Below are 26,796 nucleotides of genomic sequence, written 5' to 3' on the forward strand. Positions count from 1 at the left end.
TAACCCTGAACCATGGGGTGCGTTCACACGATGGAAACATCGAGCGAACAGGGCCGTCGGCCTACGAAAGAGCCCCGGCAGGGGTGTTGGAGGCCCAGATGGCCCTCCTCGACCCCCACCAGGGCCCTTTTCCTTGTGAAGAACTTCACGAACTTTCCCGACGTGGTGTCGCCGGGGGCGTCGTGGCGTGTCCGTTATGCCACCGAGAGTGCGATTCCGTCGAGGATGTCGTGCTCGCTGACGACGACCTCGCGGGCCCCGGTCCGCTCCATGATCTCCAGCAGGACGAGCGCCCCGGCGATGATCACGTCGACCCGCCCGGGGTGCATCACGGGGATCGCCGCGCGCTCGTCGTGGGTGGACGCGAGCAGCCGCTCGACGATCCCGGCGACCTGCTCGTACGGGACGCGGGAGTGGTGGACCCGGGCGGAGTCGTACTCCGGCAGTCCGAGCGCGATGGCGGCGACCGTGGTGACCGAGCCCGCGAGCCCGACCAGGGTCCCGGCCGCGCGGATCGGCACGGTCTCCTCGGCGAGGTCGAGGGCGGCCCGGATGTCGGCGCGGATCGCGGCGACCTCGTCGGCGGCCGGCGGGTCGCTGCGCACATGGCGCTCGGTGAGCCGGACGCAGCCGATGTCGACGGAGCGGGCGGCCTCGACGTGGCTGTTGCCGACGACGAACTCGGTGGAGCCGCCGCCGATGTCCACGACGAGGTACTTCTCCGTGCCGTGCAGCTCGCCGGTGGCGCCGGTGAAGGAGAGCTCGGCCTCCTGGTCGCCCGTGATCACCTCGGGCTCGACGCCCAGGATGTCCAGGACGCCGCTCACGAACTCCGCGCGGTTCTCGGCGTCCCGGGAGGCCGAGGTCGCCACGAACCGCAGCTTCTCGGCGCCGAGTTCCTTGATGACGGCGGCGTACTCGCGGCAGGCGGCGAAGGTCCGCTCAAGGGCTTCGGGGGCGAGCCGGCCGGTCCGGTCGACGCCCTGGCCGAGGCGGACGACCTTCATCCGGCGGTCCAGCTCGGTCAGCTCACCGGTCTCGGGGTCGAGGTCGGCGACGAGCAGGCGGATGGAGTTCGTACCGCAGTCGATGCCCGCGACCCGGGTCACTTCGCGTCCTCTTCCTTGTCGGCGCAGGGAGTGACGCAGGGACCCTTGGCCCACCACTCCGGCAGCATCGCGAGCGCCTCGTCGCCGAACGGGTTGACCCCCGGTCCGGCGACCAGCGAGTGGCCGACGAGCACGTGCAGGCACTTGACCCGGTCCGGCATGCCGCCGGCGCTCGGGAAGCCCTCCAGGACCTCGATGGCGTCACGGCGGGCGATGTAGTCCTCGTGCGCGGCCCGGTAGGCGGCGGCCAGCTCCGGGTCGGTGGCGAGGCGGGCCTGCATCTCCTTCATGACCCCGTTGGCCTCCAGGGTGCCGATGGCGGAGGCGGCCCGGGGGCAGGTCAGGTAGTACGTGGTGGGGAACGGGGTGCCGTCCGGGAGCCGCGGCGCGGTCTCGACGACGTCCGGGTTGCCGCAGGGGCAGCGGTGCGCGATGGCGCGCAACCCCCGGGGCGGGCGACCGAGCTGGGCCTCGAACGCGGCGACGTCCGCCTCGGTCGGCTCGGTGCGGGCGGTCTGCGGAGGGGGCGTGTCCATGCTGCGTCTTGTCTTCTCGTCGTCGGGTGCGGTCGGGCGGTCAGTGGTCCATCATCGCGCGTCGCCGGGTCAGCGGCCCGCGTCGGCGCGGTCGACGCCGTCCCAGAGGTCGGAGTACCAGGGCTGCTCGGCCTCGCCCTGCTCGCTGCGGCGGTCGCGCTCGGCCTCGGGGTCGTTCACGGTGAAGCCGGTCTCGCCGGGCATCACGTAGTGCAGGTGCTCGCGGGCGAGCCTGCGCACGTACGCGGGGTCCTGGAGCCGGGCCTTCTCGTCCCGCAGCTCCTCCACGCGCGCGGCGGCCTCGGCGGCCTGGCGCTCCTGCTCGGCGATCTCGCCGCGCTGGGAGACGTACTGCCGCATCGGGTACGCGAGGGCGACGACCAGCGAGCAGACGACCAGGGCGAGGAAGGCCGCGCGGCCGGTGAGCCGGGAGCGGCGGGCCTGGCGGCGGGTCTGGGAGCGGTACACGCGGGCGGCGGTCTGCTCACCGAGCAGCCGGATCCTGGTCGCGGTCGAGAACCGGTCCCGGGCCATGTGCGCGCCTCCCCTTCAGAACGGACGTCCCCGCACACGGTACGGGACCGGGTGCGGGGACGTACGTAACCGAGGGTGACTCGGGGTGCTCAGGAGCTGCGATCAGCCCTTGAAGCGCGGGAACGCGCTGCGGCCGGCGTAGACCGCCGCGTCGTCGAGGATCTCCTCGATGCGCAGGAGCTGGTTGTACTTGGCGACGCGCTCGGAGCGGGCCGGGGCGCCGGTCTTGATCTGGCCGCAGTTGGTGGCGACGGCGAGGTCGGCGATGGTGACGTCCTCGGTCTCACCGGAGCGGTGGGACATCATGCACTTGAAGCCGTTGCGCTGGGCCAGCTCGACGGCGTCCAGGGTCTCGGTCAGCGAACCGATCTGGTTGACCTTGACGAGCAGCGCGTTGGCGGCGCCGTCCTCGATGCCGCGGGCCAGGCGCTCCGGGTTGGTGACGAACAGGTCGTCGCCGACGATCTGGACCTTGGTGCCCAGCTTGTCCGTGAGGACCTTCCAGCCGGCCCAGTCGTCCTCGAACAGCGGGTCCTCGATGGAGACCAGCGGGTACGCGGAGACCAGCTCCTCGTAGTACTCGGTCATCTCGGCGGCCGAGCGGGACTTGCCCTCGAACTCGTACGAGCCGTCCTTGTAGAACTCGGACGCGGCGACGTCGAGCGCCAGCGCGATGTCCTTGCCCGGGACGTAGCCGGCCTGCTTGATGGCCTCCAGGATGAGGTCGAGCGCCTCGCGGTTGGAGTCCAGGTTCGGGGCGAAGCCGCCCTCGTCGCCGAGGCCGGTGGACAGGCCCTTGGTCTTCAGGACGGACTTGAGGGTGTGGTAGACCTCGGTGCCCCAGCGCAGGGCCTCGGAGAAGGACTCCGCGCCGATCGGCGCGATCATGAACTCCTGGATGTCCACGTTGGAGTCGGCGTGCGAGCCGCCGTTCAGGATGTTCATCATCGGAACGGGCAGCAGGTGCGCGTTCGGGCCGCCGAGGTAGCGGAAGAGCGGGAGGTCGGAGGCCTCGGACGCGGCGTGCGCGACGGCGAGGGAGACGCCGAGGATGGCGTTGGCGCCGAGGGAGGCCTTGTTGTCGGTGGCGTCCAGGTCGAACATGGCCTGGTCGATGAGGCGCTGCTCGGTGGCGTCGTAGCCGACGAGCTCCGGGCCGATCTGCTCGATCACGGCGAGGACGGCCTTCTCGACGCCCTTGCCCTGGTAGCGGTTCTTGTCTCCGTCACGGAGCTCAATGGCCTCGAACGCACCGGTGGAGGCACCGGACGGAACGGCAGCACGGCCGGTGCTGCCGTCGTCGAGGCCGACCTCGACCTCGACCGTGGGGTTGCCTCGGGAGTCCAGGATTTCCCGGGCTACGACGACGTCGATGGACGGCACGAGCATCTCCTTCTGGGATGTGACGCTAGATGTGACGCTTGCGGTGCAGGGTCGCTTTGGCCTTGCGACAAGAGCCTAACCGGCTCGGAGGCTCCGGCCAGCCGGGCGCCCGCCCCCTGGGACGAAAAAGGACCCAAGGGCACGCATCTCGGGCCAAAGGGCCCCGAATCTACTCGGCGGTAACCCCTGACAACGCGGAACCCCGGTCCGCAGCGCACGGGGGAAGGACGCTGCGGACCGGGGTGGTCACCGCGGGAGGGTCGTGGGGCGCGCGTGAGCCGCCGGACTCACGCGGGCCGCCGGGCTCACTTCAGGTGGAGCTGCTGGCCCGGGTAGATCAGGTCGGCGTCCTCGACGACGTCCTTGTTGAGCTCGAAGAGCTTGGCCCAGCCGCCCTTGACGTCGTGGGCGGCGGCGATCGTGCTCAGGGTGTCGCCGGCGACGACCTTGTACTCGCCGTCGCCCTTCTTGACCTTCTTGCCGGTCGGGGTGGTGACGGTCTTCTTGGACTCGGCCTTCTTGGCCGGGGCCTTCGGGGCGGTCCGCTGCTCGCTGCGGGTCGTCGGCTGCTCGGCCTGACGCTCCTGCTGCGGCGCGCTCTCCGCGACGACGCCGGGGGTGGCGGACGAGAGGCCGACGCCACAGCTCGGCCAGGCGCCCTTGCCCTGGCCCGCGAGGACCTTCTCGGCGATGGCGATCTGCTGCGACTTCGAGGCCTGGTCGGCGCTCGAGGCGTACGCGGTGCCACCGAAGGCGGCCCACGTGGAGTTGGAGAACTGCAGGCCGCCGTAGTAGCCGTTGCCGGTGTTGATGGACCAGTTGCCGCCGGACTCGCACTGGGCGACCTTGTCCCACTCGGAGACGGTGGCGGCCGAGGCGGTGCCGGCGCCCATCAGGGGGGCGGCGACGGCGACACCGGCGACACCGGCGAGGGCGACGGCGCGGGTGGCCTTGGAGGGACGACGGTGTTTGCCCTTGGCGGAAAACAGCATGGGACTTCTCCTCACCGACGCCTGCGAGGTGAGCTGTCGGGTTCGGGCCGATGTGGATTGCCCGGCCGCGCGACCTTGCGCGCGGCTTCACCCCAAGCCGGTCCTTCGGCCGTCTGTCTCAACGGCCGGGAACGGCACTTACCTTGGGTCCCCCGCTCCTGCCTACGGCGCTTGACGCGACGACTGTTCCCATCGGCCGACGGCAGGATTCGGCGTTTCGGTCGACGGGGCCCGCGGTGGCGAGCGGTCACGACCGTAGACACAGACCCGGGGGAAGTTCAAAGACGTCCATGGGGGACAAATCCCCCCTACTTGCCTCGGGACAAAGGGCGTTTACGCAGGTGAGAGATGACGGAAGGGGAGTTCACGGACGAGACACGCCAGTTGAGGCGAAGAGACCCATGTCTCACTTGCACAGAACCGGACATTCAGCCCCGAACTACCCCTGCGGCGCATCCGCCCCCGCAGCCTTGTCCGCAGCCTTGTCCGGCGTCAGATCGAGGCTCTGGCCAGGGATGATGAGGTCCGGGTCGGCACCCACGACCGTGCGGTTGGCGTCGTACAGGGCGCCCCAGCCGCCGGGAAGTTCGTTCCGCTGGGCGATCTCGGTGAGGTTGTCGCCGGGCTTGACGGTGTATTCGCCGATAGCGTCGGTGATGTCCTCAGCGGGCGTGTTGTCCGTACTGTCCGGGTTCGCACCGCTCTCGACGGAACCGTCCGTCGTCGGCGTGTCAGAAGGCAGGGCGTGGCGGCCCTTTTCGCGGTCCGTGTCCGCATTGCCCGTCTCCTCCGGTGCCGCGTCGCCCCGGTGCTTGCCGTTGCCCGGAGCGGACGGGGTGCCGGAGGTCTCGGGCGCCGCGGGGGACGTCTCGGGCGTGGTGGAGGTCTCGGGGGTGGCCGTGGACGGCGTGGAGACCTCGGAGGAGGGGGTGGAGGACTCGTCCGAGGGGGCCGCGGACTGCGCGGAGCCCGACGGGAGGCCGGAGGTGCGGTCGGACTCGGGGAGCGGGCCCGTGGGCTCGGACGGCTTGACGGCCGGTCCGGGGTCGACGTCCGGCTTGGCGCCGTCGTTGGTCAGGCCGGCGATCGGCGCGCAGGTGGCCCACTGGTTGTCGCCCGCGGCAAGGGCCTTTTCGGCCACCGCGATCTGCTGGGCGCGGCTGGCGAGGTCGGCGCTCGTCGCGTACGCGAGACCGCCGTGGCGCTCCCAGCCCTCCTGGGAGAACTGGAGTCCGCCGTAGAGCCCGTTGCCGAAGTGCGCGCTCCACTGGCCGCCCGAGGAGCACTCCGCGACCCGGTCCCAGGTCGCCGCGTCGGCGGCGGAGGCGGAGCCCGCCGCCAGGAGGGGCAGCGCGAGGGCCGATCCCGTCACGCCTGCGGCGACGACGATGGCGGGGGCCTGGCGGGGTCTGCGGTGTCGACCGTTCCCGGAGCGCATGCGGGCTGCCTTCCGTGTGACTGCTGAGGTGACGGTGAACGTAGCGGCATTCGAACGTCAGTCACAAGTCGATGCAGCGGAGATCACGTAAAAGTCACAGTCTTGACGGAGCGTCACTTCACAACTGGGGCAAACTCCACCGGAAGGGTGCGCAAGCCGCGCATGATGAGTCCTCCGCGCCACCGCAGTTCGTCCGGATCGGCGCCAAGTCGCAGGTCCGGAAGGCGAGTCAGCAGCGTCGCGAGGGCGATCTGCCCTTCGAGCCGGGCGAGCGGCGCGCCGATGCAGTAGTGGATGCCGTGCCCGTAGCCGAGATGCTGGTTGTCGCGCCGGGCCAGATCGAGCGTGTCGGGCGCGTCGAAGCGCGCCGGGTCGCGGTCGGCGGCCGCGAGGACGACCAGGACCGGGTCGCCCGCCGGGATCTCCTGGCCGCCGATCGTCAGCGGCTCCATGGCGTACCGCCAGGTCGCCAGCTCCACCGGCCCGTCGTAGCGCAACAGCTCCTCGACACCGGTCTCCAGGAGCCCCCGCTCGCCCGCGGCGAGCGAGGCCTGCAGGCGCTCACGCTGACCGGGGTTGCGGAGCAGGGCGTAGACCCCGTTGCCGACCAGGTTGACGGTGGTCTCGAAGCCGGCGAAGAGCAGGATGAACGCCATGGCGGCGGCCTCGTTCTCGGTGAGGTGCTCGCCGTGGTCGGAGGCCTTGATGAGCCCCGAGATCAGGTCGTCGCCGGGATCGAGCCGCTTGCGGTGGATCAGCTCCGCGAGATAGCCGCGCATCTTCTTGACCGACCGCGCCACCCCGCCGCGCGGCCCTCCGCCGTGCCGGATCATCATCCCGGCCCAGTCCCGGAAGTCGTCCTGGTCCTCCTCGGGCACACCGAGGAGGTCGCAGATCGCGTAGATGGGCAGAGGGAAAGCGAATTCGTGGATGAGGTCGGCCGAGCCCTTCGCCGCGAAGCCGTCGATCAGCCGGTCCGTCAGCTCCTGCACCCGGGGCGCGAACTCGGCGACCCGGCGCGGGGTGAACGCCTTGGAGACCAGGCGGCGCAGCCGGGTGTGGTCGGGCGGGTCGATGTTGAGCAGGTGCGTCATCAGCTCGGCCTTGCGCTCCCCCGGGATCCCCGTCTTCCCCTTGGCGTGCGCCGGTTCGTCGTGGTGCGCCGGGTTCTTCGAGAGCCGCTGATCGGCAAGCGCTTGCCGGGCGTCCGCGTACCGCGTCACCAGCCAGGCCTCGACCCCGCTGGGCAGCTTGGCCCGGTGCACGGGCGCGTGCTCGCGCAGCCAGGCGTAGGCGGGGTACGGGTCGGTCGCGAACTCCCAGGTGAAGAGCTCGGGGGCGGGGTGCCCGGCGGGCTTGTCGGCGGGGGTCTCGGCAGGGGGCGTGCTCACCCTGCGACGTTACAAGGTCGGCGTCGCGCCGGCCCTCCGGGCGCCCGGTCCCCGAGATGTGATCGTCCTGTGAAGGGTCGTGGCCTAGATTCTCCCGCGTGGATGCCGAGTTGCTCAGAAGCACGTTCGCCGTCGTCGAGAGACGGGCCGAGCATGCCGTCGCCTTCTTCTACTCCCATCTGTTCTGGCACAACCCCGGCGTCCGCGAACTCTTCCCCGAGGACCTGCGGGCCCAGCGCGACCGGCTCTTCGCCGCGCTCGCCCATGTCGTGACCCGCCTGGAGGACCCCGGGCTCGCGGACTACCTCGCCCATCTGGGCCGCGACCACCGCAAGTTCCTGGCCTCCCCCGCGCTCTACGCCGCCGTCGGATCCAGCCTGACCGCCGCGTTCGCGCACGCCGCCGGGACCGCCTGGAGCATCGAGGCGGAGAAGGCCTGGGGCGAGGCGTACGGGCAGGTGGCCGAGCTGATGATGCGGGGCGCCGAGCAGGCCGAGGCGGAGGGCGAGCCGGCCTGGTGGGACGCCGTCGTCGTCCGGCACGAGCGGCTCGACGAGGACCTGGCGGTGCTCACGGTGAAGCCGCGCAGGCCCTTCGCGTACCGGCCGGGGCAGTACGTCGGGGTCAGCTCGCTGCGGGTGCCCCGGGTGTGGCGGACCTACTCCCTGGCGAACGCGGGGCGGCCGGACGGCACGGTGGACCTGCACGTGAGCCGGATACCGGGCGGGGCGATGAGCACGGCGCTCGTCGAGACGGTGCGGGTGGGCGAGCCGCTCCGGCTGAGCGCGCCCGGCGGCGCGCTGACCGCCCGGACCGCGCCGGACGTCCCGCGGACGTACATCGCCGCCGGGACGGGCTGGGCGCCGGTCAAGGCGCTCCTGGAGGAGGTCGCGGCCGGCCCCGAGGGGGTCGAGGCGCGGCTCTTCCTGGTCGCCCGGGCGAAGGAGTACCTGTACGGGAAGGGGGACGCGGAGCGGCTGCGGGAGCGGATACCCGGCCTGAAGGTCACCTGCCTGGCGCCTGCGCCGAACCGGCCGCGGGAGCAGGCGACCGAGCGACTGCTGCGGGCGCTGTACGCGTGCGGCAACTGGCACGCGCACGACGTCTACGTGGCGGGCCCGCCCGAGTTATTGGCGGAGACCCTGCCCGCCCTGGACGAGCTGGGCGTCCCCCGCGTCCACCACGACCGCCTCCCGTCGCCCGCGGCGGACGCCCGCCCGCTGGGCACGGCGGAATGGTTCCTGGCCCGCCCGGAGCCGCACTGGCACAACCCGGCGGCCCGGTCGCCCCAGGAACCGTGACCGCGCGCCCGATGCACCCCGCGCGTCGGGTGCGTCCCGCGCGTCGGGTGCGTCGGGTGCGTCGGGTGCGTCCGGTGCGCTCGGTACGTCCCGCGCGCCCGTCGCGCCCGTCGCGCCCGGGAACCTACGGCCGCTCCGCCGCGAGGATCGCGTCGCGGTAGGCGCGGGCCGCCGCGCGGAGGGCGGCTTCCGGGTCGGTGCCCGTCGCCTCCGCCTCGGCCGCCAGGGACAGGAGTTCGTAGCCGATGCCCTCGCCCCTGGGGAGGGGGACGTCCAGGCCGGCCGTGCGGACCCGGCCCGCGAGCTTCGCGGCGAGGGCGAGACCGGGCTGGCCGAGGGGGACGCCGTCGGTGACCGAGTCGCGCTGCTTCTCGATGGCCTTCGTCCGCAGCCAGTGCTCCTTGACCTCCTCCGGCGTCTCGGCCTTCGCGTCGCCGAAGACGTGCGGATGGCGGTGGATCAGCTTCTCGACGATCGTGCCCGCGACGTCGTCCACGGAGAACGGCGCCTCCTCGTCCTCCTCCGCGATCCGCGCGTGGAAGACGACCTGGAGGAGCACGTCGCCGAGCTCCTCGCGCAGCTCGTCCCGGTCGCCGTCCTCGATCGCCTCGACGAGTTCGTACGACTCCTCGATGCCGTACTTGGCGAGCCCCTTGTGCGTCTGGCGCGAGGACCACGGGCACTCGCGCCTGATCCGGTCCATGACCTGCACCAGGTCCAGGAGGCGGGCGCCCGGCAGGTCGTAGGAGCCGGGCAGCAGCTCCAGGTCGGGCATGGTGACGCGGCCCGATCCCGCGAGGCGGGCGAGCCCGTCGGTCAGCGGCCGGTCGCCCTCGCCGCCGGGCAGGACCACCACGGTCCGGCCCCCGGCGCACGCCTCGACCAGCTCCCGCGCGTCCGGGCGGGCGTGCTCGACGGCGACACCGGCCTCGCGGAGGTACGGCAGCTGCGGGTGGTGCTCGTCGGCGCACAGCACCCGGTCGGCGCCGTGCAGCGCCTGCCAGGCGGGCCAGGACAGCAGTCCGGGGGCCACGCGGTGGCTGGCGGTGAGCAGGACGACGCGACCGGGGTCGGCCGGCTGCTCCAGGGGCTCTGCGGGTGATTCGGCGTTCACCCTTCCGACCTTACGTGGCGCCGGAAAGGGCCGGGACACCCGCTACGCGCCCGCCTCCGCGGCGGCCGGGTCCTGGCTGATCTGCCGCAGCCAGGGCGCGGTGAAGGCGCCCAGCTGGATCTTCGTGTCGTCCCACGCGCCGAAGCGCGGGTTCACGTCGATGTCGAGCTCCTCGGACGCGGCCGTGAAGATCCCGAGGAGCTTCTTCTGCCCCTCCGGTGTGTTCGCGATGCCCAGCTTCTCGGCGATCTTGTTCATCAGGACCGTGCGGCGCACGACCCCGTCGATCTGGTCGGGGGCGACGCCCTGCTGCTGGAGCAGCGTCGCGGCGAGCTGTTCCTCGCCGCCGCTCTGCTTCGCGAACTCGGCGCGCGTCTGCTGGATCTCGCCGCGGCTCGCCGTGATCCCGTTGTCCTCGGCGACCTTGTCGACCACCCGGTCGAAGATCATCACGTTGAGCTTCTCGCGGCTGAGGTCGCCGGTGGCCTGGATGAGCTGCGCGGCCTGCGGGGACGCCTCCTGCGCGGTCCGCACGTCCCGCACCTGCGCCTGGAGGCTGGACACCTCGATCCGCTCGCCCCCGACGACGGCCGCCGCCCCTGGGTGGGGCTCACCGCCGCAGGCGGCGAGCAGCGGGGCCGCGGCGAGGAGCGCGGCGGAGACGGAGAGCGCGGTGCGGCGGTGCAATGGAGCCTCCCGGCGTGGGTCGTGCGTCAGTAGAACGACCTTGCGGTGATCGATGGTAGGCAGTCGCCGTGGCCGGGGCCACTACTTCGACGTGACTGTCTCGATCAACGACTCACGCGTTCGGGTGGTGGCGGTGCTTGCGGACCTCGGGCGCGGAACGTCCGCGTTCGTCGCCTTCACCAGGAAGTGGGGCCGCCGCTTCACCTCGTAGTAGATACGGCCGACGTACTCGCCCACGAGCCCCAGCATCACCATCTGGACGCCGGCGAGCGCCGTGACGATCACCAGGAGGGTGACGTAGCCGGGCGTGTCGACGCCGTTGACCAGTGCGTCACCGACGATCCAGGCCGCGTACGCGAGAGCCACGGAGACCAGGACCATGCCCAGGTAGACGGCGGCCCGCAGCGGCTTGTTGTTGAAGGAGAGGAGACCGTCGAGCCCGTAGTTGAGCAGCTTTCCGAAGGTCCATTTCGAGCGGCCCTCCTCACGCACCGCATTCTCGTACTCGAATGTGGTGGTGCGGAATCCGACCCAGGCGAAAAGGCCCTTGGAGAAGCGGTTGTACTCGGTGAGTTCGAGGATCGCGTCGACGGTACGGCGGGAGAGCAGCCGGAAATCGCCGACACCGTCCACCAGTTCCACGTCGACGAGCCGGTTGATCGCCCAGTAGTAGGCGCGGGCGGTCATCGTGCGGGTCACCCGGTCGCCCTTGCGCGTGCGCTTGGCGATGACCTGGTCGTACCCCTCGGAGTGCAGCGCCAGCATGCGGTGCACGAGCTCCGGCGGGTGCTGGAGGTCGGCGTCCATGATGACGACGGCGTCGCCCTCGGCGTGCTGGAGGCCGGCCAGCATGGCGGCCTCCTTGCCGAAGTTGCGACTGAAGGAGACATAGCGGGCGCGCGGGTCGGATTCGGCGATCTCCTCCAGCAGGGGGAGGGTCCGGTCGCGACTTCCGTCGTCGACGTAGACCAGCTCGAATTCCCCGTCGAAGCGGGAGAGTTCCGAGGTCACATGGTCGTGGAAGCGACCGATGATCTCCTCTTCGTTGAAACACGGGACCACGATCGAGAGCAGCACGAAGGACACGACAACCGACGTGGATGACCCTTGCCGATTCGAAACATGACGAGGAGTCGACCATTGCGTGAACGGGGCCCGCTAGATCACTTTTTCGCCTTCCGTACTGGCATATTCACACCATCATGCCTGCTCAGACGACATCGGCTGCCAAAAGTCGCAGCACGGGACTCGCCGCCTCGCTCGCCGCCCTCCTCACCGCGCTCGCGGTCTGCGTCGGGGACGCGGTCGCCCGCACCTTCCCCTTCGGCCCCGAGCGCCGCGGCGTCAACGACCTGGCCAACCAGTTCGTCCCGTACCACGCCCATCTCCGGGACCTGCTGCACGGACGGGCGGACGGCGGGCTGCTGCTCAACTGGCAGTCCGGCTGGGGCACCAGCTTCCTGCCCGACCTCGGGACCTACCTGGGCAGCCCGTTCGCGCTGCTCGTCGCCCTCTTCCCGCGCGACGACATCGAGTACGCGGTCTATGCCGTCACGCTCCTGAAGATGGCCGCGGCCGGGGCCGCCATGACCCTGGCGCTGCTGCGGACGCGGCCCGGCGCGTGGTGGGCCGCCGCGGTGCTCGGCGCCTCGTACGCGCTGTGCGGCTGGTCGGTCATCGAGGCCACCTACAACCCGATGTGGCTCGACGGACTGATCGCCTTCCCGCTGCTGTGCCTGGTCGGCGAGTGGGTACGGCAGGGCCGCCGGCCGCTGCTCGGGCCGCTGGTCGTCGCGCTGTGCTGGGTCGGCAACTTCTACACCGCGTACATGGCGACGATCGGCGCCGCGCTCGTCCTCCTGGTCCGGCTCGCGGTCGTCCACGAGCTGCGGATCCGGGTGGTCGTGCGGGCGGTGGCGACCGTGCTGCTCGGCATCGGGCTCGCCGCGCCGATCCTCGTCCCGGTGTTCCTCGGCTCCACGCACGCGTACCCGGGCTGGACCAACCAGTTCCAGCCCGCCGCCTGGACGGACTTCTTCGCCCGGCTGCTCCCGGCGACGTACAGCTTCACCACCCCCGCCGCCTTCGTCGGCACCGGGACCCTGCTGCTCGCCGCCGCCCTCCTCTTCCACCGGAAGGTGCCCAGGCGGGAGCGGCTGCTGTGGGCCGGTTTCACGGTGGCGGTCGCCGTGTCGATGCAGTGGGGGCCCACGCACCTGGTGTGGCACGTCTTCGCCACGCCCAACGGCAGCCCGTACCGCCAGACCTTCATCCTCTCCGGAGTCCTGGTCATCGCCGCGTGGACGGTCCTCTCCCACGGCTGGCCCGGGCGGCGTGCGCTGCTCGGCGGCGTCGGCGTGGTCGCGCTGGCCGGCGTGGGCGCGATCACCAGCGACCTGGTCACCGGCTGGTCGTACCCGCTGTTCGCGCTCGGTGTCGCGGGCGCCTGCGGCGGGCTGTGGCTGGCCCGGCGCGGGAAACTGCCGGTGGTCGCGGCCGCGCTGCTCGCGGGCGTGCTCGTCGCGCAGGCGGCGGCGACGACGGCGTACGCGGACCGGGAGCGGCTCGGCAGGCTCGACGACTATCCGGCGTGGGGCGCGGAGCAGGACCGGCGGACGGCGGCGCTCGCCGAGGCCGACGGCTGGCCCGCGTACCGCACCGACTCGGGCCGCGAGCAGATCACCGGCAACGAGCCGATGCTCTTCGGCGGCCAGGGCGCCGCGTACTACAGCAGCCACACGCCGTCGGTGCTGACGCAGACGCTCGCCGCTCTCGGCGGCGGCTGGACCTCACGCGGCCGCAACCTGCAGAGCCTGGACAACCCGGTGACGGACGCGCTGTTCGGCGTCGGCGCGCGGTGGCGCGGCGACCGGGTGGTGCGGACGGAGGCGGACGCGCTGCTGCCGCTGGCGACGGTCCGCCCGCAGGGCGCGCCTGCGCCCCGGTACGGGGCCTCGCCGTTCCGCAACCAGGAACTGCTGCTCGGGGCGTCGGTGTACACGCTCCCGGCGAAGGGGGCGGCCTGCCCGGTCGGCAGCGAGGTCTTCCTGTGGGCGCCGGACTTCCGGGGGAAGGCGCGTCTCGGCGAGGACGGCAAGGTCGTGAAGATGACCGGCGAGCTGCCGAAGCGGCGGGCCGCGCTGACCTCCCTGGGTGAGCAGAAGGCGGCGGACGCGCTCGTCTCCCTGAAGGGCCAGCGCGGCAAGAAGCACGAGGTCGGCTGCCTGGACCGGGAGCGCCTGACGGCGGCCGTCGCCGACCTGAAGGCCTCGGCCCCGGTCGCGGTCGAGGTCACCGACAGCGGCATCCGCGCGCGGCTGCGGCCGGGCACGCGGGGCACGGTCGTGATCGCCGCCCCGAGGATCGCCGGCTGGAGCTGCGAGGGACGCCCGGCGGAGGCGTACGGCGGCCTGGTGGCGGTCCCGGTGGACGGCGCGCGCACCTCGGTGAGCTGCGACTTCCGTACGCCGGGGCTGCGCGCCGGGCTCGCCGCGGGCGCGGTGGCGTTCGTACTGCTCTGGGGCCGGCTGCTGTGGCTGGGCCGGCGCGGACGGCGCGGCGGCGCGTCCCCGGAGCCGCTCGCGGAGACCGGCATCCGTCGGGACGCGCTCGTACGGACGCCGTGACGGAGGCGGGTTCGCCACGGGGCCGCTCGCGCGGAGCCCGTGGCGAACCGCCGCCCGGGGACACGCCCTAGGGAGTCTGGTCCGACGTGGACTGGGCGGGGATCCGCCCGTCCGCCGTCGACCGCTCCTTCTCCTTCGACCGCCCCTTCTCCTTCGCCTTGATCCACATGTCCCGCAGGCTTTCGAGCATCGACGCGAGGAAGATGACCGCGCCGCCGAAGATCTGCGACAGGCTCAGCGACTCGCGGTTGACGAGCCCGAAGAGGCTGGCGAACACGAGGTCCAGGTTGAAGATCACCGAGGTGCGCGCGCTGCCGACGCGCCGCTGGTATCGGGTCTGGAGGTAGATCGCCAGGGCGGTCGACATGACGCCCATGAAGACGATCGCGATCCACACCTTGGTCTCGGTCAGCGGCGCGAGGTCCCGCTGGAACGGGAAGTACAGCAGCGCCAGGGTGCCGAACAGGACCTGGAAGAAGCCCAGGGCCAGCCGGTCGACCTGCCCGGACTCGGGCTCCGAGGTCAGCTTTCCGATGATCGAGATGGTCATCGCGATGGCGAAGGCCGCGAGTCCGCCCCACAGATAGCCGACGGAGATGTCGTCGAGGTCGGGCCCGAGCACGATGAACGCGCCGATGACACCGACCACCACCGAGGCGAGGTCCACCTTCGACGGCCACCCCTGGCCGAGCGCGGCCGAGACGAAGGGGATGAAGACGATGCACATCGTCACGCAGAACGCCGTGCTCGCCGAGGAGAGGTAGTGCAGCGCGTAGCTCTGGCTGACGATGTTGAGCGCGCTGAACAGGCCGAGCACGAGCCCGCCGAGGACGGCCTTGCGACTGGCGCGCAGCGCGACCGGGAGGGCGAACGGCAGCAGCGCCAGCGTCGCGACGAGCGAGCGGGCGAACGCGTACAGACCGGGGTCGACCACCGCCACCGCGTTGTGCGTGAGCGGAAAGCCGATGCCCCAGATCAGCGGGATCGCGAAGATCGCGGCCAGGGCGACCCGGTCGCGCGTCCGCTCGGCCTTGAGGTCGGCCGGCGGCACGGCCCGGTCATCGGTAGTCGACGTACCCATAGAACTTCCCCGGCTCGTAGTTCCACGTCACGGTCCGCTGCGCGTCGCCGAGCAGCATCTCGGCGCGGCGCAGGTCACGCGAGACCAGCAGCCGCTGCAGCCAGCGGTCGGTCCCGTCGTAGCGTGCCGTGAACGCGGTTCTGCCGTGCACGGTTTTGAGATTGTCGAGCAGCAGGGTCTCGCCGGGACCGAGGTCGACCGCGTACATGTTCTCGTGCAGGACCACCCGCAGCCGGTCGAGGGCGGCCTGGGCGCGGGGGTTCGTCCCCGCGATGTACTCGTCGTCGTACGCGATCATCGGCGAGGCCGGGTCGCCGAACAGGACGCGGATCGCGGGACCGTTGCCGCGCGCGGCGTCGCTGTTGCCGAAGTTGTAGTCGACGCTCGTACGGAACTGGAACTCGGAGAGCGTGGCGATGTCCTCGGCGCTCAGGAGCGGCAGGATCTCGTCCGCGCCGATCACGAGCGTCTTGGCGACCCCGCCCGGGTCGCGGCGCAGCCCGCTCAGCATCAGGTAGTCGGGCTGGACCGGGTGGTAGATGTTCTCGTTGTGCAGGTCGAGGATGACGGCCGAGCTGTCCGAGGAGATGTTGGTCTCGTTGTGCTTGGCCGGGCGCACGTTGTGGATGATCGCGCCGTTGCGCTCCTGGCTGTAGCTGAAGGGCTCGCCGAGCAGCTTGCCGAGCATGATCAGCGTGAACTCGCTGTAGTAGGTGCCCTTTCCGTTCTCGATGTCCTCGGTGGACTCCGTGGTGGGCATCAGGTCGGGGTCGATCGCGCCGTTGCGTATGAGCAGACGGCCGCCGGGTCCGCCCTTGCGCTTGAAGTCGAGCAGCGCGCGGACGTCGTCGTGGTCGAGGGTGGCGAGCGCCTCCTCGGCGTGCGCGGCGGTGCGCTCGAACTCCCGGTAGGGGTTGGCGCGGACGGCGTGCCGCCGGATCGCCTCCGACCAGGAGGAGATGTCGACGGTCGGCATGGGGATGGTGGTACGGGTCACAGGGCTGCCCTCGCAGTCTCGCCGCCGTCGACGATGTAGTGCTGACCGGTCATGAAACGTGCCTCGTCGGAGGCCAGGTAGACGAGGAAGCCGGCGATCTCGGACGGGTCGGCGTGCCGGCCCAGCGGGATGTTGGCGTTGACCTGGTCGAGCATCTCGTCGGTGTACTCGGCCCGCTGCATGGGCGTGAGCACGGCGCCCGGCGCGAGCGCGAGCACCCGGATCTCGGGGGCGAGCTCGACGGCCATGGTGCGCGAGAGCGCGAGGATGCCGGCCTTGGAGGCGTTGTAGTCCGCGTAGTGCGGGAACGCGGCGAGCCCGTTGATGGAGGACATGTTGACGATCACGCCGGCGTCCATGCGCCGGACGGCCTCGCTGGCGACGTAGAAGACGCCGTGGAGGTTGGTCTCGATCACCGCGCGCCACTGCGCGGGGGTGATCGTGCGGAAGCTCTCGTGCCGGACGCTGACCCCGGCGTTGTTGATCACCACGTCGAGGCGCGGGAAGGTCCGGTCCAGTTCCTGGAAGGCCGCCGCCACGGCGACGTCGTCCGAGACGTCCACGGTGATCGCCGCGGCGATCTCCGGAATGGCCGCCACCGTTTCCTCGATGGCGGCCTTGTCGCGGTCGAAGAGCGCGACGAGCGCGCCCTCTTCGACGAACCGGCGGACAGTCGCCTGACCGATTCCGCTCGCGCCGCCGGTGACCAGCACTCTTTTCCCTCTGATGCCCTGCATGAAGAAACTCCCCTGGGTGTCGGATGTGGCTTCGGAACGGATCACAGCTGCTCGAAGACGTTCCGGTCCGGGATCTCGAAATCCACGGGCCACTTTCCGGAGTCGACGCGCTCCTTGATGTACGGGAAGTCGCGGTAGAGCTGCCCGAGGAGGTGGTGTCCGACGACGATCTTCTCGTCGCTCGCACCGAATTGCGGCAGGACGCTCAGTTCGGTCTCGAAGTCCAGATTCATGAAGAAGGGGAAGCTGTAGCGCTCCTCGCCGGTCGTGACGACCCGGTGCAGGAGCGACTTCACCTTCCCGCCGGTGATGAACTGGAGCATGTCGCCGCCCATGACGAGCAGGGTGTTCTTGAAGACGGGCAGGCCGCGCCAGGACTCCGAGGCGCGGTCGTACGCCAGCAGGCCGGGCGAGGTCTGGTGGATGAGGGTGAAGAGCTCGTAGTCGGTGTGCGCGCCCATGGAGGTGTCGCCGCTGTTCACGAGCACGTCGTTGGGGACGTAGTGGATCAGCCGCAACTGCGAGGCCGGGCGCGTGATCCAGGGGTCGAAGTATTCCTCGCCCTCGCCGACGCCCTGCGCGATGAGGCGCAGGATGTGGCGGGAGATGGCGAAGTTGGCGGCGTAGTACGCCTCGGCGGTCGCGGCCATCCCCTCGACGCGGGAGGGGTAGCTGTTGGGCCCGACGAGCTCGAAGCCAAGACTGCGCTCCACCGGCAGGGGCTCGGCCTGGTAGCCGATGTCGAAGGCCTCGTAGGTCCGGATGGACTCGTCGCCGTACGCGCCCTGTTCGGTGACCGGTACGTAGCCGCGGTGGTGATCGGAATCTCCGATGTAGAACTCCATCTTCGACTCCACCGAGGAGTCGAAGAAGCTCTTCGAGACGTCCTGCAACGACTTGAAGAGCAGCGGAGAAATGACCTGGTCGAGGTCGGAGAGATAGAAGTACCCGGTGTCGGCGAGGGTTTCCAGGACGTGTGCGGGTGTCACGTCCCCGGAAAGTATTTCCTCGTAGCTGATGACCGGAATGGAGTGAATCGCCATGTAGGGGCTCCCCCGAGCTCCATGCTTTCGGACAGATCTTGCCGACCGAGATTTTGATGGAGCCCGGAAAGGAACGTCAATCTTCCACTTGTGGTGGTACACAACGCAATGATTGAGCGCCGAACAACGCGGCCCGCTTTGTTCGACTATCCCCCGGTGTCGGCACAAGGGAATAGGCCAGCCTGGCTGTAACCCACCCCTTCAGGTGTGACTGCGATCACACACGGCTCGCCGTTTGGATTACAGGGCGGTTACGCCACCGGTCGTGTCGAATCGGACATCGAGCCGCCAGCGGACCTCGCCATCGAGCCACACGTCGGTGGGCGCGAGCCCGACGGCGGACGCCACGGCGGCGGACGCGGCGTGGTCGGGGTGGATGTGCGCGAGGACCGTCCCCACGCGCGCGTGCTCCGTCAGCCACTCGATGAGCCCCGCCACGGCCTCCCGCGCGATCCCCCGCCCCTGCCACGGCACCCCGACGACCCAGGCGACCTCGGCCTCGCCCGCCTGGACGGTGGCCTGCACGGTCCCGACGAGCCGGCCGCCCTCCGGCTCCCTGACGACCCAGTTGCACCAGGAGACCCCCGGCTCGGGCGACCCGGCGGTCTGCCGCCCGTACCGCGCCCGGAGCGCCGAGACGGTGGGCGGCTCGCCCCCGATGAAGGAGTACAGCGCGGGATCGCCGAGCACCCCTGCCATCTCCTCGGCGTGCTCGACCGCCAGGGGCTGGAGGGTGAGGCGGGGCGTCGTGATGATGTCGGCCTGAATCGTGTTCACGGACCCAGGATGACCCCTGCCGCACGGCGGGCGAGGGGCGGGCGGGACACAGGCCAGGAGCCGCGTGTACCCAGGATTCGCCGTGGTCAAGCAGGCTCTACCGCAGATGCCACAAGGTGACAAAGGCCACCTACTCGCCGGTTGCGATCAACCTGTGGGCCGACTGTACGGTCCCTGTGCAATGTTCGTTCAAGGGGAGGCTCCCGCCATGCCCGGCATCAGGCGAGCCAGCAAGAATGAGCCGGGCGCACGTCTCTTCGCGCTGGACGGCATACGGATCACGGCGGCCCTCGTGGTGGTCCTCTACCACTACATCGGGCTCAACTCCGCGTGGGACAGGAACACCGCGGAGCTGTTCCCCGCGCTGCGGCCCTTCGCCCTGTACGGCTGGCTCGGCGTCGAGATCTTCTTCATCGTCAGCGGCTTCGTCATCTGCATGAGCGTGTGGGGACGCACGGTCGGCGACTTCGCCGTCTCCCGGGTGTCCCGGCTCTTCCCCGCCTACTGGGCGGGCATCGCGCTGACCGCGCTGGTCCTCTGGTTCGTACCGGAGGTGCAGGAGCTGCGCCACATGGAGCAGTGGAGCGACGTCCTCGTCAACCTCACCATGATGCAGGGCGGCCTCGGCGTCGGACACGTGGACCACTCCTACTGGACCCTGTTCGTGGAGCTGAAGTTCTACGCCCTCTTCGCGCTCGTCGTCCTGCGCGGTGTCACCTACCGCAACTGCATCCTCTTCTGCGGTGCCTGGACCCTGGCCGCCATCGCCGCGCCGACCACCGGCTTCCGGCTTCTGCATTTCTTCGCGATGCCGCAGTACGCGCCGTACTTCATCGCCGGCATCGCCTTCTACCTGATGCACCGGTTCCGGCCCACCCTGCTGCTGTGGGGCATCGTCGCCGTCCAGTTCCTGCTCGCCCAGAACTACGTGCGCGGCCGCATGCGCATGAACCTCGGCAAACAGCTCTCCGAGCAGCTGCCCACCTGGCCCGCGCGCCTCGTCATCGCGGTCGGCTTCCTCATGATCGCCGCCGTCGCGCTCGGCTGGCTCAGCCGGATCCAGTGGCGCTGGCTGAAGACCGCCGGGGCGATCACGTACCCGCTCTACATCATCCACATGGCCATCGGCATCACGCTGATCCACCACTTCCGCGACCGCGTCGCGCCGGTCCCGCTGGTCGTGGCCGTGACGGCCGCCATGCTGGTCCTCGCCTACCTGATCCACGTCTGCGTGGAACGTCCACTGTCCAAGCGCCTGCGGTCGGGGATGCGGCGCGGCATCCAGGAGATCCGCCTGAACACGCCGGCTCCGGAGCCCGCCCCCGGTTCCGATGCGGACCCCGCCTCCGTCCCGGATGCCTACGAGCCCCCGCGCGAGCCTCAGGTCCGCGAGCCGGCCTTCTCCTCGTTCAGGCGGTGACCGGCTCCTCCTCCCCCTCCTCGTGGTCCTGCCGCAGGTGACGGCGGAGGAGGACGTTCGCGTCCGTCTCGGCGCTGCCGTCGAAGCAGGCGCGGGCCTGCCGTCGCCGCACGGCGAGGTCGGCGCAGACCCCGCAGTCGGGTACAGGGGTGGGTGGGCGGTCCGGGTCGACGGTACGGATACGGGTGTACGTCCGCGTGTTCGCCGCCCTGACGCCCGCGCTCAGCCGCTCCTCGGGGGTCGCGGGCCGGAGAGCCGCCGGATCGGCCTGCCACTCACGGCCACCACCGACGGGCCTGAGCATGGCGTACGGACCCACGCTGCCGCGGAACTCCCCTACCACACAAGCCACTTTGTCGTACATGAAAGCGCCGCACTCCATGGATTCCCGCCCTCCTCGTGAATTACCCTCTGTGATCCGGGCACTACGAGAATGGACCCCGGACCGAGGAACGATGAGCGCTGCAGGGCCGTACTTCCCCACGTCGCGCGGGTAGTTCCACATCTTCCACAAGGGAGCGCGTGATGCCGGCGAGACGGGTGGTGACGGGCCGCAGCCAGGAACCGCGCAAGCGGTTCGCGGAGGAGCTGCGCAAGCTGAGGGCCGAACGCGGCGACAGCCTGCGGCGCCTCGGCGAGGTGGTCGGCTGGGACTGGTCCCTGTTCTCCAAGATGGAGAAGGGCGAGACGCTGGGCGGCCCGGAGGTGGTCCAGGCCCTGGACACGTACTACGGGACGTCGGGGATGCTGCTGGTGCTGTGGGAGCTGGCGTTGGGGGACCCGACGCAGTTCAAGGAGCGGTACCGGAGGTACATGGCGCTTGAGGCGGAAGCGATCAGCCTGTGGCACTACGCGGCCTACGTGCTGCCGGGGCTTCTCCAGACGGAAGCGTACGCACGCACTCTGATGGAGTCGGAGGGCACCTTCGAGGGCGACGAGCTGACCCGGCAGGTCGAGGCACGCATGGGGCGGCGACTGCTGCTGGAAGGGGACAGTGCACCCACATTCCGCACGATCCTCTCGGAGACGGTGCTACGCACACCGCTACCGGTCCGGGCCCAGTGGCAGGAGCAGTTGGAGCATCTCCTCACCGCGGGCGACCGCCGGAACATCACCATTCAGGTGGTACCGCACGCCGCGGGCCTGTACGCCCTCGCGAACACAGACGTGATGTTCCTGAAGCCGACGGACGGCCGAACGGTGGCGTGGGTGGAAACTGCATACTCTGGCGAAGTCGTCGAGGGCACAGCCGCCGTCGACCAACTCCAGCACCGATACGATGTCGTCCGTGATCTGGCCCTTTCCCCGGCCGACTCAAGGAAGTTGATTCTGCGGACGTTGGAGGAAGCATCGTGCGAGCCATCGATCTGAGCACCGTTACGTGGCGCAAGAGCTCCTACAGCAACGGCGACGGCGGCCAGTGCCTCGAAGTCGCCGACACCCACCCCCACCTCGTCCCCGTCCGGGACAGCAAGAACCCCACCGGCCCCGCCCTTCTCATCGCCGCGCACGCGTGGGGAGCCTTCGTCGACGGCGTCAAGGGCGGCGGGCTCAGCCGGTGAGCTGATTCCCCGTCGGTGGTTGAGTACGGGTACTCAAGCGACCGCTGACCCGCAGGCCGCAGGGTATGGCCATGCGATCAATTCACCTTTCGAAGTCCCTGCTGGCCGCCGCGCTCGGTGGCGTCGTCCTCTTCACCGGCATCAGCACGCAGCAGGCCACCGCCGCGACGGTGACCAACCCCTTCGAGTCGCGGTTCCTCGAAATGGCGGACCTCATCGCACAGGGCTGCACCCTGGCCGTACCGCTCGACAGCGCTGCCGCGACCGAGCCGACCCCCGACACCACCCTGCCCATCCTCGTCGACCCCGTGCCGCTGTCCACGGAGGAGAGCTGCGCCGCCCAGAGACACCAGGCGCGCATCAGCAGAGCGTTCTCGGGGACGGGTGCCGCCTCGTACACGGATCTGCGGAACCGGCTGATGCAGCTGAAGTACCCGCCGGCGCGCATGTATCGCATGCCGGACTTCTCGGGTGAGCCCCGGGTCAGGCTCGATCTGCGCGTGGGATCGGAGCGCCTGGCGCTGGAGGTGACCGACCTCGGCAACGGTGTGATGGTCGAGGCCTTCGGCGTTCCGGACGGCCTGAAGGTGACCGAGGTGCGGCTGGAGCCGCAGCTGGACCGCCCCATGCTGGGGCACTGACAAAAAAGTCAGTTCTTGTCCGCGGAGGGGTGCCCGCCCAGCATGGGTGACACAGCCACCCCTCCCCTCACGGACAGGAGCTCCCCCATGCCCACGCACCCTCACTCTCACCCTCCCGTGACCGTCGTCGGACTCGGGTCGATGGGGCGGGCTCTCGCCGAGGCGTTCCTCGACGCCGGGCACCCGACGACCGTCTGGAACCGGACGCCCGCCAAGGCGGCGCCTCTTGTCGCGAAGGGGGCCGTGCACGCGACCGGGATCGCGGAGGCCGTCGCCGCGAGTCCGCTGGTGGTCGTCTGCCTGACGACGTACGAGGACACCCTCGCGGCCCTGGAGCCGGCGGCGGCGGCGCTCGACGGCCGGGCGCTCGTGACGCTCAACAGCGGGTCGCCCGCCGGGGCCCGGCGGATGAACGCCTGGGCCGTGGAGCACGGCGCGCGGCACCTCGACGGGGCCGTGAAGGACGTGCCGTCCGCCGTGGGAAGCGAGGCCACGCTCCTGTACTACGGCGGGGACCGGGGTGTCTTCGACGAGTTCGAGGCGACCCTCCGGGTCCTCGGCGGGGACACCGTCTTCCTCGGGGAGGACCCCGATCTCGCGGCTCTCTACGAGATGGCCGTCGGCGGCACGCTGCTGCCCGCGCTCGTCGGGTTCTTCCAGGGCGCGGCGGCGCTCCGGGCGCGCGGGCTGGACGCCTCGTCCATGGTGCGGTTCAGCGCCAAGTGGTTCGAGATGATCAATTCCGTCCTGCCCGTCTTCGCCGAGGAGATCGACCGGCGCGACTACAGCGCGCCCGGCTCCTCCGTGAACCTGTTCCTCGCGGGGGCCGCCGGTGACGAGGAGTTCGCCCGGGAGGCCGGTCTCGACACGGGGTGGCACGAGCCGTTCCAGGAGCTGCTGCGGCGGGCGGTGGCGGCCGGCCACGGCGAGGACAGCATCGCCGCGCTGACGGAGGTCCTCGGAAAGGAGTGAGGGCCGGACCCCGCCGGGTCCGGCCCTCACCTGTGCCTGAAGACGCTGCCGTTACTTGACGGGGTTCAGGCAGAGCACGAACTTGTACGACTCCAGCTGCTGCGCCAGCGCGACCTCGCTCACGTCGCCGCACTTGTTGACGTCGAAGGTGTCGTCGATGACCTTCACGACCTTGTACAGGTCGGGGCCCTTCTCGCCGCACGGCTTGTTCTCGACCTGGGGGTCGTTCTCCTCGCCGGTCACCTGCACGCACTCGCCGACCTTGGCGGCCACGGGCGCGTCGCCCGTCAGGTAGGGAAGGCCGAGCTTCCAGAACAGGATCGCGGCGATGGCCACGACGATGCTGAGGATCGTCTTGCCTATGCTGCGCTTCTTCTTCGCCGGCTCGGCGGGAGCGGGCGCGGACTCGGGCGCGACAGGCTGCTGCTCGGGGGAGGCGGGAGGCGTCGTCATGAGAGATTCCTTGGGGACGTGAGCATGATCAGACGCGAACGCTACATCGCCCCGAACGGGCAAAACGGACCCGAAAGATCCACTTCCCCATCAGTTGTGGATCCGTGATTCTGGCGCCCCGTCAGGCTCGTCCGTCCCTCAGGCGAAGCGGCCCATCTGCTGCTGGCGGGCCAGCGCGCGCCGCAGGTCCGTCGGCAGCGCGTGGTACGGGCCGTACGCCCGCTCCGTGTCGTACAGCAGCGCCTGGAGCTGCTGGTGGGCCGCCGTGTGGTCGCCCATCGACAGGAGCAGGTTGCCGATCCGGCGGCGGATGTCGAAGTACCGCGCCTGGTCCGCGCCGTGCTCCAGGAACGGGAGCAGGGCCCGGTACTCGGTCAGCGCGGCGGCGGTCTCGCCGAGCTGCTCCAGGCACTGCGCGGCCTCGTAGCGGAACTGCAGGGTCTGCGGGTCGGCCGGGCCCGCCTCCTTCGCGCGGTCCTCGGCGAGGCGGCGCAGTTCCGGCAGGGCGCGGCGGTACTGGCCGTCGTCCATCAGGGTCGTCGCGTACTGCTTGCGCAGGATGCGGACGACCGGCGAGTGCTCGCCGTGCTCGGCGGCGGCCGCGGGCAGGATCGAGCCGAGCAGGTCCACCGCCCGGGTCAGCGAGCCCTCGCCGAGGAGCCGCTTGACCTCGTCCACGGTGGCGGCAACGTCCGGGCGTGAGACGGGCTGCGGCGGGACCGGCGGGGTCACCGGCGGCGGCGGGGCCGAGGGGCGGTCCGGCCAGGGCGCGTGCGGGCGCAGGAAGGGTCGGGTCGGGTCGAGCGGTCCTGCCGGGGCCCCACGCGCGGGCAGCATCGGCAGCAGCGCCTCGTACACCTCGTGCGCCCCGGAGGGGCGGTGCTGCGGGTCCTTGGAGAGCAGCCGCAGCACGAGCGCCTCCAGCGCCTCAGGTACCTCGGGGCGCAGCTGGCGGACCGGCAGCGGCGGCTCGTACAGGTGCCGGTGCAGGACGCCGAGCGCGGTCGAGCCGGCGAACGGGACGTTCCCGCTGAGGAGTTCGTGGAGCAGGACGCCGAGCGCGTACAGGTCGGTGAACGGGCCGACCGCGCCGCCCATGGCCTGCTCGGGCGCCATGTACGCGGGGCTGCCGATCGGCGAACCGGTGTGCGTGAGGCGGGTGGTGTCGGTGTCCAGGACGGAGGCGACACCGAGGTCGAGCACGGTGAGGGTGCCGTCCGAGCGGATCATCACGTTCCGCGGCTTCAGGTCGCGGTGCACGATCGGCACCGCGTGCACCGCGGCGAGCACCGCGCACAGCTGGGCCGCGACGGAGACCGCCCACTCCCAGGGGTACGGGTCGTGCTCGGCGAGATGGTCGGCGAGGTCCGAGCCGTCGACGTACTGCATGACGAGGTACAGATCGTCGCCGTCGCTGCCGGCGTCGTGGACGGTGACCAGGCCGGGGTGGTCGACCTGCGCCGTGACCCGGCACTCGCGCACGAAGCGGCGCCGCAGCTCCTCGGCGGCGGTCGCGGGTCCTGTCATGGTGGCGGGGCGGAGCAGCTTGACGGCGACCCGGCGGTCGAGCCGCCCGTCGTACGCCGTCCAGACCTGGCCCATGCCGCCCTGGCCGATGACGGTGGAGAGTTCGTACCGGCCGCCGATGACGCGTCCGTTCACTTATCGCCCTCGTCCTTGCGGAGGAGGTTGCTCAGCTCGTCCAGCTCGGCCCGCACCTGGTCGATGCGGGGGTTGGAGGGCGGCGCGGCGGGCTGCGGCGGAACCACCGGCTGGGACTGGATCTGAGGCTGCGGCTGGGGCTGAATCTGGGCCTGCGGCTGCGGCTGGGCCGGGGGGACGTAGCCGGCCTGGTGGCGCGGGACCGTCGACGCGTACGGGTTGAACGGGGCGGCGGCGGGCCTCGCGGGCGCCACGAGACCGAGGCGGACCTTGTCGTGCTTGATGTCGGCGACCAGGAAGTAGACGGCGAAGCCCAGCGCGTTGAGGAGGACGATGCTCATCGCGACGTCCGCCTGCGTGGTCTCCACGTCGTCCGGCAGGAGGACGAGGCCGGTGATCATCACGGCCGCGGAGACTCCGCACAGCACCCAGTCGTACGCGCGCCGGGTGACCACGGCGAGCCGGATCATCGTCGCCCAGGTCAGGAACCCGATGCTGAACAGCGGCAGCAGCGCGAACAGCACGCGGAGCACGATCACCGACGCCGGAATGGCACGCTGCGGTGACGGAGGCGGTGGCGCATAGCCGTGGCCGTACATTCCTGCTCCTGGGCATTCGGTTCGGTTGCAGGGACGAGCGTATACACCGACGCCGACAACGTCTCCGGGGTTGGACCGAACCGTTGCCGGACCGATCCGTTCAGGGCGCCACCGTGCCGTCCGCGAGACCGTCGTAGAGCCCCTGGACCAGCTGTTCGCCGAGCCTGCCCGCGAGGCGCAGGGCGTCCTCGAACTCGGCGAGGGCGCGGAAGCGCTCGCCGTACCGCTGCTGTTCGGCGAGCGGGAGCCGCGGGAGCTGGAGGCGGCGGACGTCGAGACGGGTGGCGGTGGAGGCGTAGCTGCTGGCCTGGCGGGTGTTGGTGGTGCCGCGCAGGAAGCCGGCCAGGAACCAGGGGTCGAGGGCGGCCGGGTCGGGGCGCAGGAGCTGGAGGTTGCGGCCGAGCGCGGCGCCCGCGGTCGCGGAGTCGACGACCCGGGCGAGCGAGCCGCCGCCGAGGACGGGGACGACGACGTCGCCGGGGGCGAGCAGGACGGGCTCCTCGGGGGCGCCGTCGGGCAGGGTGCCGGAGGGCGGCTGGGCGGCGAAGACGTCGTTCTCGGTGAGGACCCGGGGCGGGGCGCCGGTGCCATGGGCGTACGCGCTCGTGCCCGTGCCGCCCGCGCGCAGTTCGAGCGCGCCCGTGCGGGCCAGTTCGCCGACGGTGACACCGGTGGGCCGGGCCCACCCCTGGAGAGAACCCGTGTCCGACACCGACACCCTCAGCCTCGCCGAAGGCGCTC

At 70.8% G+C, this 26,796-nt stretch carries 26 protein-coding genes, 1 pseudogene and 1 riboswitch; of the genes and pseudogenes, 7 read left to right on the forward strand and 20 right to left on the reverse strand.

The genetic code is table 11. From position 1 onward, the window contains the following. Positions 1 to 194 precede the first annotated feature (194 nt). The 7 genes from AB0E14_RS15880 to AB0E14_RS15910 form a co-directional block, all read right to left on the reverse strand. Entirely contained in the window at positions 195 to 1,109 is a 915-nt protein-coding gene (locus tag AB0E14_RS15880) for a Ppx/GppA phosphatase family protein (RefSeq protein ID WP_362417075.1), read from the reverse strand. Continuing rightward, the gene (locus tag AB0E14_RS15885) at positions 1,106 to 1,645 is read right to left on the reverse strand and encodes a DUF501 domain-containing protein (protein ID WP_362417078.1); all 540 of its coding nucleotides are present in this window, start codon (positions 1,643 to 1,645) and stop codon (positions 1,106 to 1,108) included. The genes AB0E14_RS15880 and AB0E14_RS15885 overlap by 4 nt, the downstream gene beginning before the upstream one ends. Before the next feature lie 69 nt (positions 1,646 to 1,714). Continuing rightward, the gene (locus AB0E14_RS15890; protein ID WP_362417081.1) at positions 1,715 to 2,179 is read right to left on the reverse strand and encodes a septum formation initiator family protein; all 465 of its coding nucleotides are present in this window, start codon (positions 2,177 to 2,179) and stop codon (positions 1,715 to 1,717) included. Positions 2,180 to 2,281: 102 nt separating this feature from the next. Beyond that, on the reverse strand, positions 2,282 to 3,568 hold the full coding sequence (gene eno, locus AB0E14_RS15895) for a phosphopyruvate hydratase (protein WP_352188521.1): 1,287 nt from the start codon (positions 3,566 to 3,568) through the stop codon (positions 2,282 to 2,284). Between the two features lie 299 nt (positions 3,569 to 3,867). Beyond that, on the reverse strand, positions 3,868 to 4,554 hold the full coding sequence (locus tag AB0E14_RS15900) for a transglycosylase family protein (RefSeq protein ID WP_362417085.1): 687 nt from the start codon (positions 4,552 to 4,554) through the stop codon (positions 3,868 to 3,870). Positions 4,555 to 4,557: 3 nt separating this feature from the next. Beyond that, a riboswitch (cyclic di-AMP (ydaO/yuaA leader) is annotated at positions 4,558 to 4,734 on the reverse strand. A gap of 259 nt (positions 4,735 to 4,993) precedes the next feature. Then, entirely contained in the window at positions 4,994 to 5,992 is a 999-nt protein-coding gene (locus tag AB0E14_RS15905) for a transglycosylase family protein (protein ID WP_362417088.1), read from the reverse strand. Positions 5,993 to 6,105: 113 nt separating this feature from the next. After that, positions 6,106 to 7,383, reverse strand: a complete 1,278-nt coding sequence (locus AB0E14_RS15910; RefSeq protein ID WP_362417091.1) for a cytochrome P450 — start codon at positions 7,381 to 7,383, stop codon at positions 6,106 to 6,108. A gap of 98 nt (positions 7,384 to 7,481) precedes the next feature. Between AB0E14_RS15910 and AB0E14_RS15915 the strand changes: the two genes are divergently transcribed. Continuing rightward, positions 7,482 to 8,684, forward strand: coding sequence for a globin domain-containing protein (locus tag AB0E14_RS15915; protein WP_362417094.1), 1,203 nt, complete (start codon positions 7,482 to 7,484; stop codon positions 8,682 to 8,684). Between the two features lie 124 nt (positions 8,685 to 8,808). Here AB0E14_RS15915 and AB0E14_RS15920 read toward each other — a convergent pair whose 3' ends face one another. The 3 genes from AB0E14_RS15920 to AB0E14_RS15930 all read right to left on the reverse strand — a co-directional run bounded on the left by AB0E14_RS15920 (position 8,809) and on the right by AB0E14_RS15930 (position 11,562). After that, positions 8,809 to 9,798 (reverse strand): nucleoside triphosphate pyrophosphohydrolase, encoded by a 990-nt coding sequence (locus AB0E14_RS15920; RefSeq protein WP_362417098.1) that lies wholly within the window; start codon positions 9,796 to 9,798, stop codon positions 8,809 to 8,811. Positions 9,799 to 9,840: 42 nt separating this feature from the next. Further along, entirely contained in the window at positions 9,841 to 10,485 is a 645-nt protein-coding gene (locus tag AB0E14_RS15925) for a SurA N-terminal domain-containing protein (protein WP_362417101.1), read from the reverse strand. An 81-nt stretch (positions 10,486 to 10,566) separates the two neighbouring features. Next, entirely contained in the window at positions 10,567 to 11,562 is a 996-nt protein-coding gene (locus tag AB0E14_RS15930) for a glycosyltransferase family 2 protein (protein ID WP_362417174.1), read from the reverse strand. 125 nt (positions 11,563 to 11,687) lie between these two features. Between AB0E14_RS15930 and AB0E14_RS15935 the strand changes: the two genes are divergently transcribed. Beyond that, positions 11,688 to 14,111 carry a YfhO family protein gene (locus AB0E14_RS15935; RefSeq protein ID WP_362417104.1) on the forward strand — a complete coding sequence of 808 codons (2,424 nt, stop codon included), beginning with the start codon at positions 11,688 to 11,690 and terminating at the stop codon, positions 14,109 to 14,111. 67 nt (positions 14,112 to 14,178) lie between these two features. Here AB0E14_RS15935 and AB0E14_RS15940 read toward each other — a convergent pair whose 3' ends face one another. The 5 genes from AB0E14_RS15940 to AB0E14_RS15960 all read right to left on the reverse strand — a co-directional run bounded on the left by AB0E14_RS15940 (position 14,179) and on the right by AB0E14_RS15960 (position 18,746). Next, positions 14,179 to 15,192, reverse strand: a complete 1,014-nt coding sequence (locus AB0E14_RS15940) for a DMT family transporter (protein ID WP_362417107.1) — start codon at positions 15,190 to 15,192, stop codon at positions 14,179 to 14,181. Continuing rightward, a complete protein-coding gene (locus tag AB0E14_RS15945; RefSeq protein ID WP_362417110.1) occupies positions 15,170 to 16,189 on the reverse strand; it encodes a TauD/TfdA family dioxygenase in 1,020 nt (339 codons plus the stop codon). The genes AB0E14_RS15940 and AB0E14_RS15945 overlap by 23 nt, the downstream gene beginning before the upstream one ends. Then, entirely contained in the window at positions 16,186 to 16,926 is a 741-nt protein-coding gene (locus AB0E14_RS15950; RefSeq protein ID WP_362417113.1) for an SDR family oxidoreductase, read from the reverse strand. Before AB0E14_RS15950 ends, AB0E14_RS15945 begins: the two co-directional genes overlap by 4 nt. 41 nt (positions 16,927 to 16,967) lie before the next feature. Next, positions 16,968 to 17,969: a 2OG-Fe(II) oxygenase family protein gene (locus AB0E14_RS15955; RefSeq protein ID WP_362417116.1), complete on the reverse strand. Its 1,002-nt coding sequence runs from the start codon at positions 17,967 to 17,969 to the stop codon at positions 16,968 to 16,970. A 240-nt stretch (positions 17,970 to 18,209) separates the two neighbouring features. Beyond that, positions 18,210 to 18,746: a GNAT family N-acetyltransferase gene (locus AB0E14_RS15960; protein ID WP_362417119.1), complete on the reverse strand. Its 537-nt coding sequence runs from the start codon at positions 18,744 to 18,746 to the stop codon at positions 18,210 to 18,212. A gap of 208 nt (positions 18,747 to 18,954) precedes the next feature. On the opposite strand from AB0E14_RS15960, the gene AB0E14_RS15965 reads away from it, so the two are divergent. Continuing rightward, positions 18,955 to 20,166 (forward strand): acyltransferase, encoded by a 1,212-nt coding sequence (locus AB0E14_RS15965; RefSeq protein WP_362417122.1) that lies wholly within the window; start codon positions 18,955 to 18,957, stop codon positions 20,164 to 20,166. Here the strand turns inward: AB0E14_RS15965 and AB0E14_RS15970 are convergent. Next, entirely contained in the window at positions 20,156 to 20,548 is a 393-nt protein-coding gene (locus tag AB0E14_RS15970; protein WP_362417125.1) for a hypothetical protein, read from the reverse strand. The genes AB0E14_RS15965 and AB0E14_RS15970 overlap by 11 nt on opposite strands. Positions 20,549 to 20,691: 143 nt before the next feature. Between AB0E14_RS15970 and AB0E14_RS15975 the strand changes: the two genes are divergently transcribed. The 4 genes from AB0E14_RS15975 (at position 20,692) to AB0E14_RS15990 (ending at position 23,341) form a co-directional block, all read left to right on the forward strand. Beyond that, positions 20,692 to 21,537 (forward strand): helix-turn-helix transcriptional regulator, encoded by an 846-nt coding sequence (locus tag AB0E14_RS15975; protein WP_362417128.1) that lies wholly within the window; start codon positions 20,692 to 20,694, stop codon positions 21,535 to 21,537. Then, positions 21,519 to 21,728, forward strand: coding sequence for a DUF397 domain-containing protein (locus AB0E14_RS15980; RefSeq protein ID WP_362417131.1), 210 nt, complete (start codon positions 21,519 to 21,521; stop codon positions 21,726 to 21,728). The genes AB0E14_RS15975 and AB0E14_RS15980 overlap by 19 nt, the downstream gene beginning before the upstream one ends. Before the next feature lie 71 nt (positions 21,729 to 21,799). Continuing rightward, a complete protein-coding gene (locus tag AB0E14_RS15985; RefSeq protein WP_362417134.1) occupies positions 21,800 to 22,369 on the forward strand; it encodes a hypothetical protein in 570 nt (189 codons plus the stop codon). 87 nt (positions 22,370 to 22,456) lie between these two features. Further along, a complete protein-coding gene (locus AB0E14_RS15990; protein WP_362417137.1) occupies positions 22,457 to 23,341 on the forward strand; it encodes an NAD(P)-binding domain-containing protein in 885 nt (294 codons plus the stop codon). Between the two features lie 51 nt (positions 23,342 to 23,392). Here the strand turns inward: AB0E14_RS15990 and AB0E14_RS15995 are convergent, their stop codons facing one another. The 4 genes and pseudogenes from AB0E14_RS15995 to AB0E14_RS16010 all read right to left on the reverse strand — a co-directional run. Next, entirely contained in the window at positions 23,393 to 23,794 is a 402-nt protein-coding gene (locus AB0E14_RS15995; protein ID WP_362417140.1) for a hypothetical protein, read from the reverse strand. A 138-nt stretch (positions 23,795 to 23,932) separates the two neighbouring features. After that, entirely contained in the window at positions 23,933 to 25,456 is a 1,524-nt protein-coding gene (locus AB0E14_RS16000) for a protein kinase (RefSeq protein ID WP_362417143.1), read from the reverse strand. Beyond that, positions 25,453 to 25,980, reverse strand: coding sequence for a hypothetical protein (locus AB0E14_RS16005; protein ID WP_362417146.1), 528 nt, complete (start codon positions 25,978 to 25,980; stop codon positions 25,453 to 25,455). Before AB0E14_RS16005 ends, AB0E14_RS16000 begins: the two co-directional genes overlap by 4 nt. Before the next feature lie 175 nt (positions 25,981 to 26,155). Beyond that, positions 26,156 to 26,796, reverse strand: a pseudogene (locus tag AB0E14_RS16010) (SAM-dependent methyltransferase); the annotation flags it as partial.

It is taken from the genome of Streptomyces sp. NPDC047981 (assembly GCF_040653315.1).
Taxonomy (GTDB): domain Bacteria; phylum Actinomycetota; class Actinomycetes; order Streptomycetales; family Streptomycetaceae; genus Streptomyces.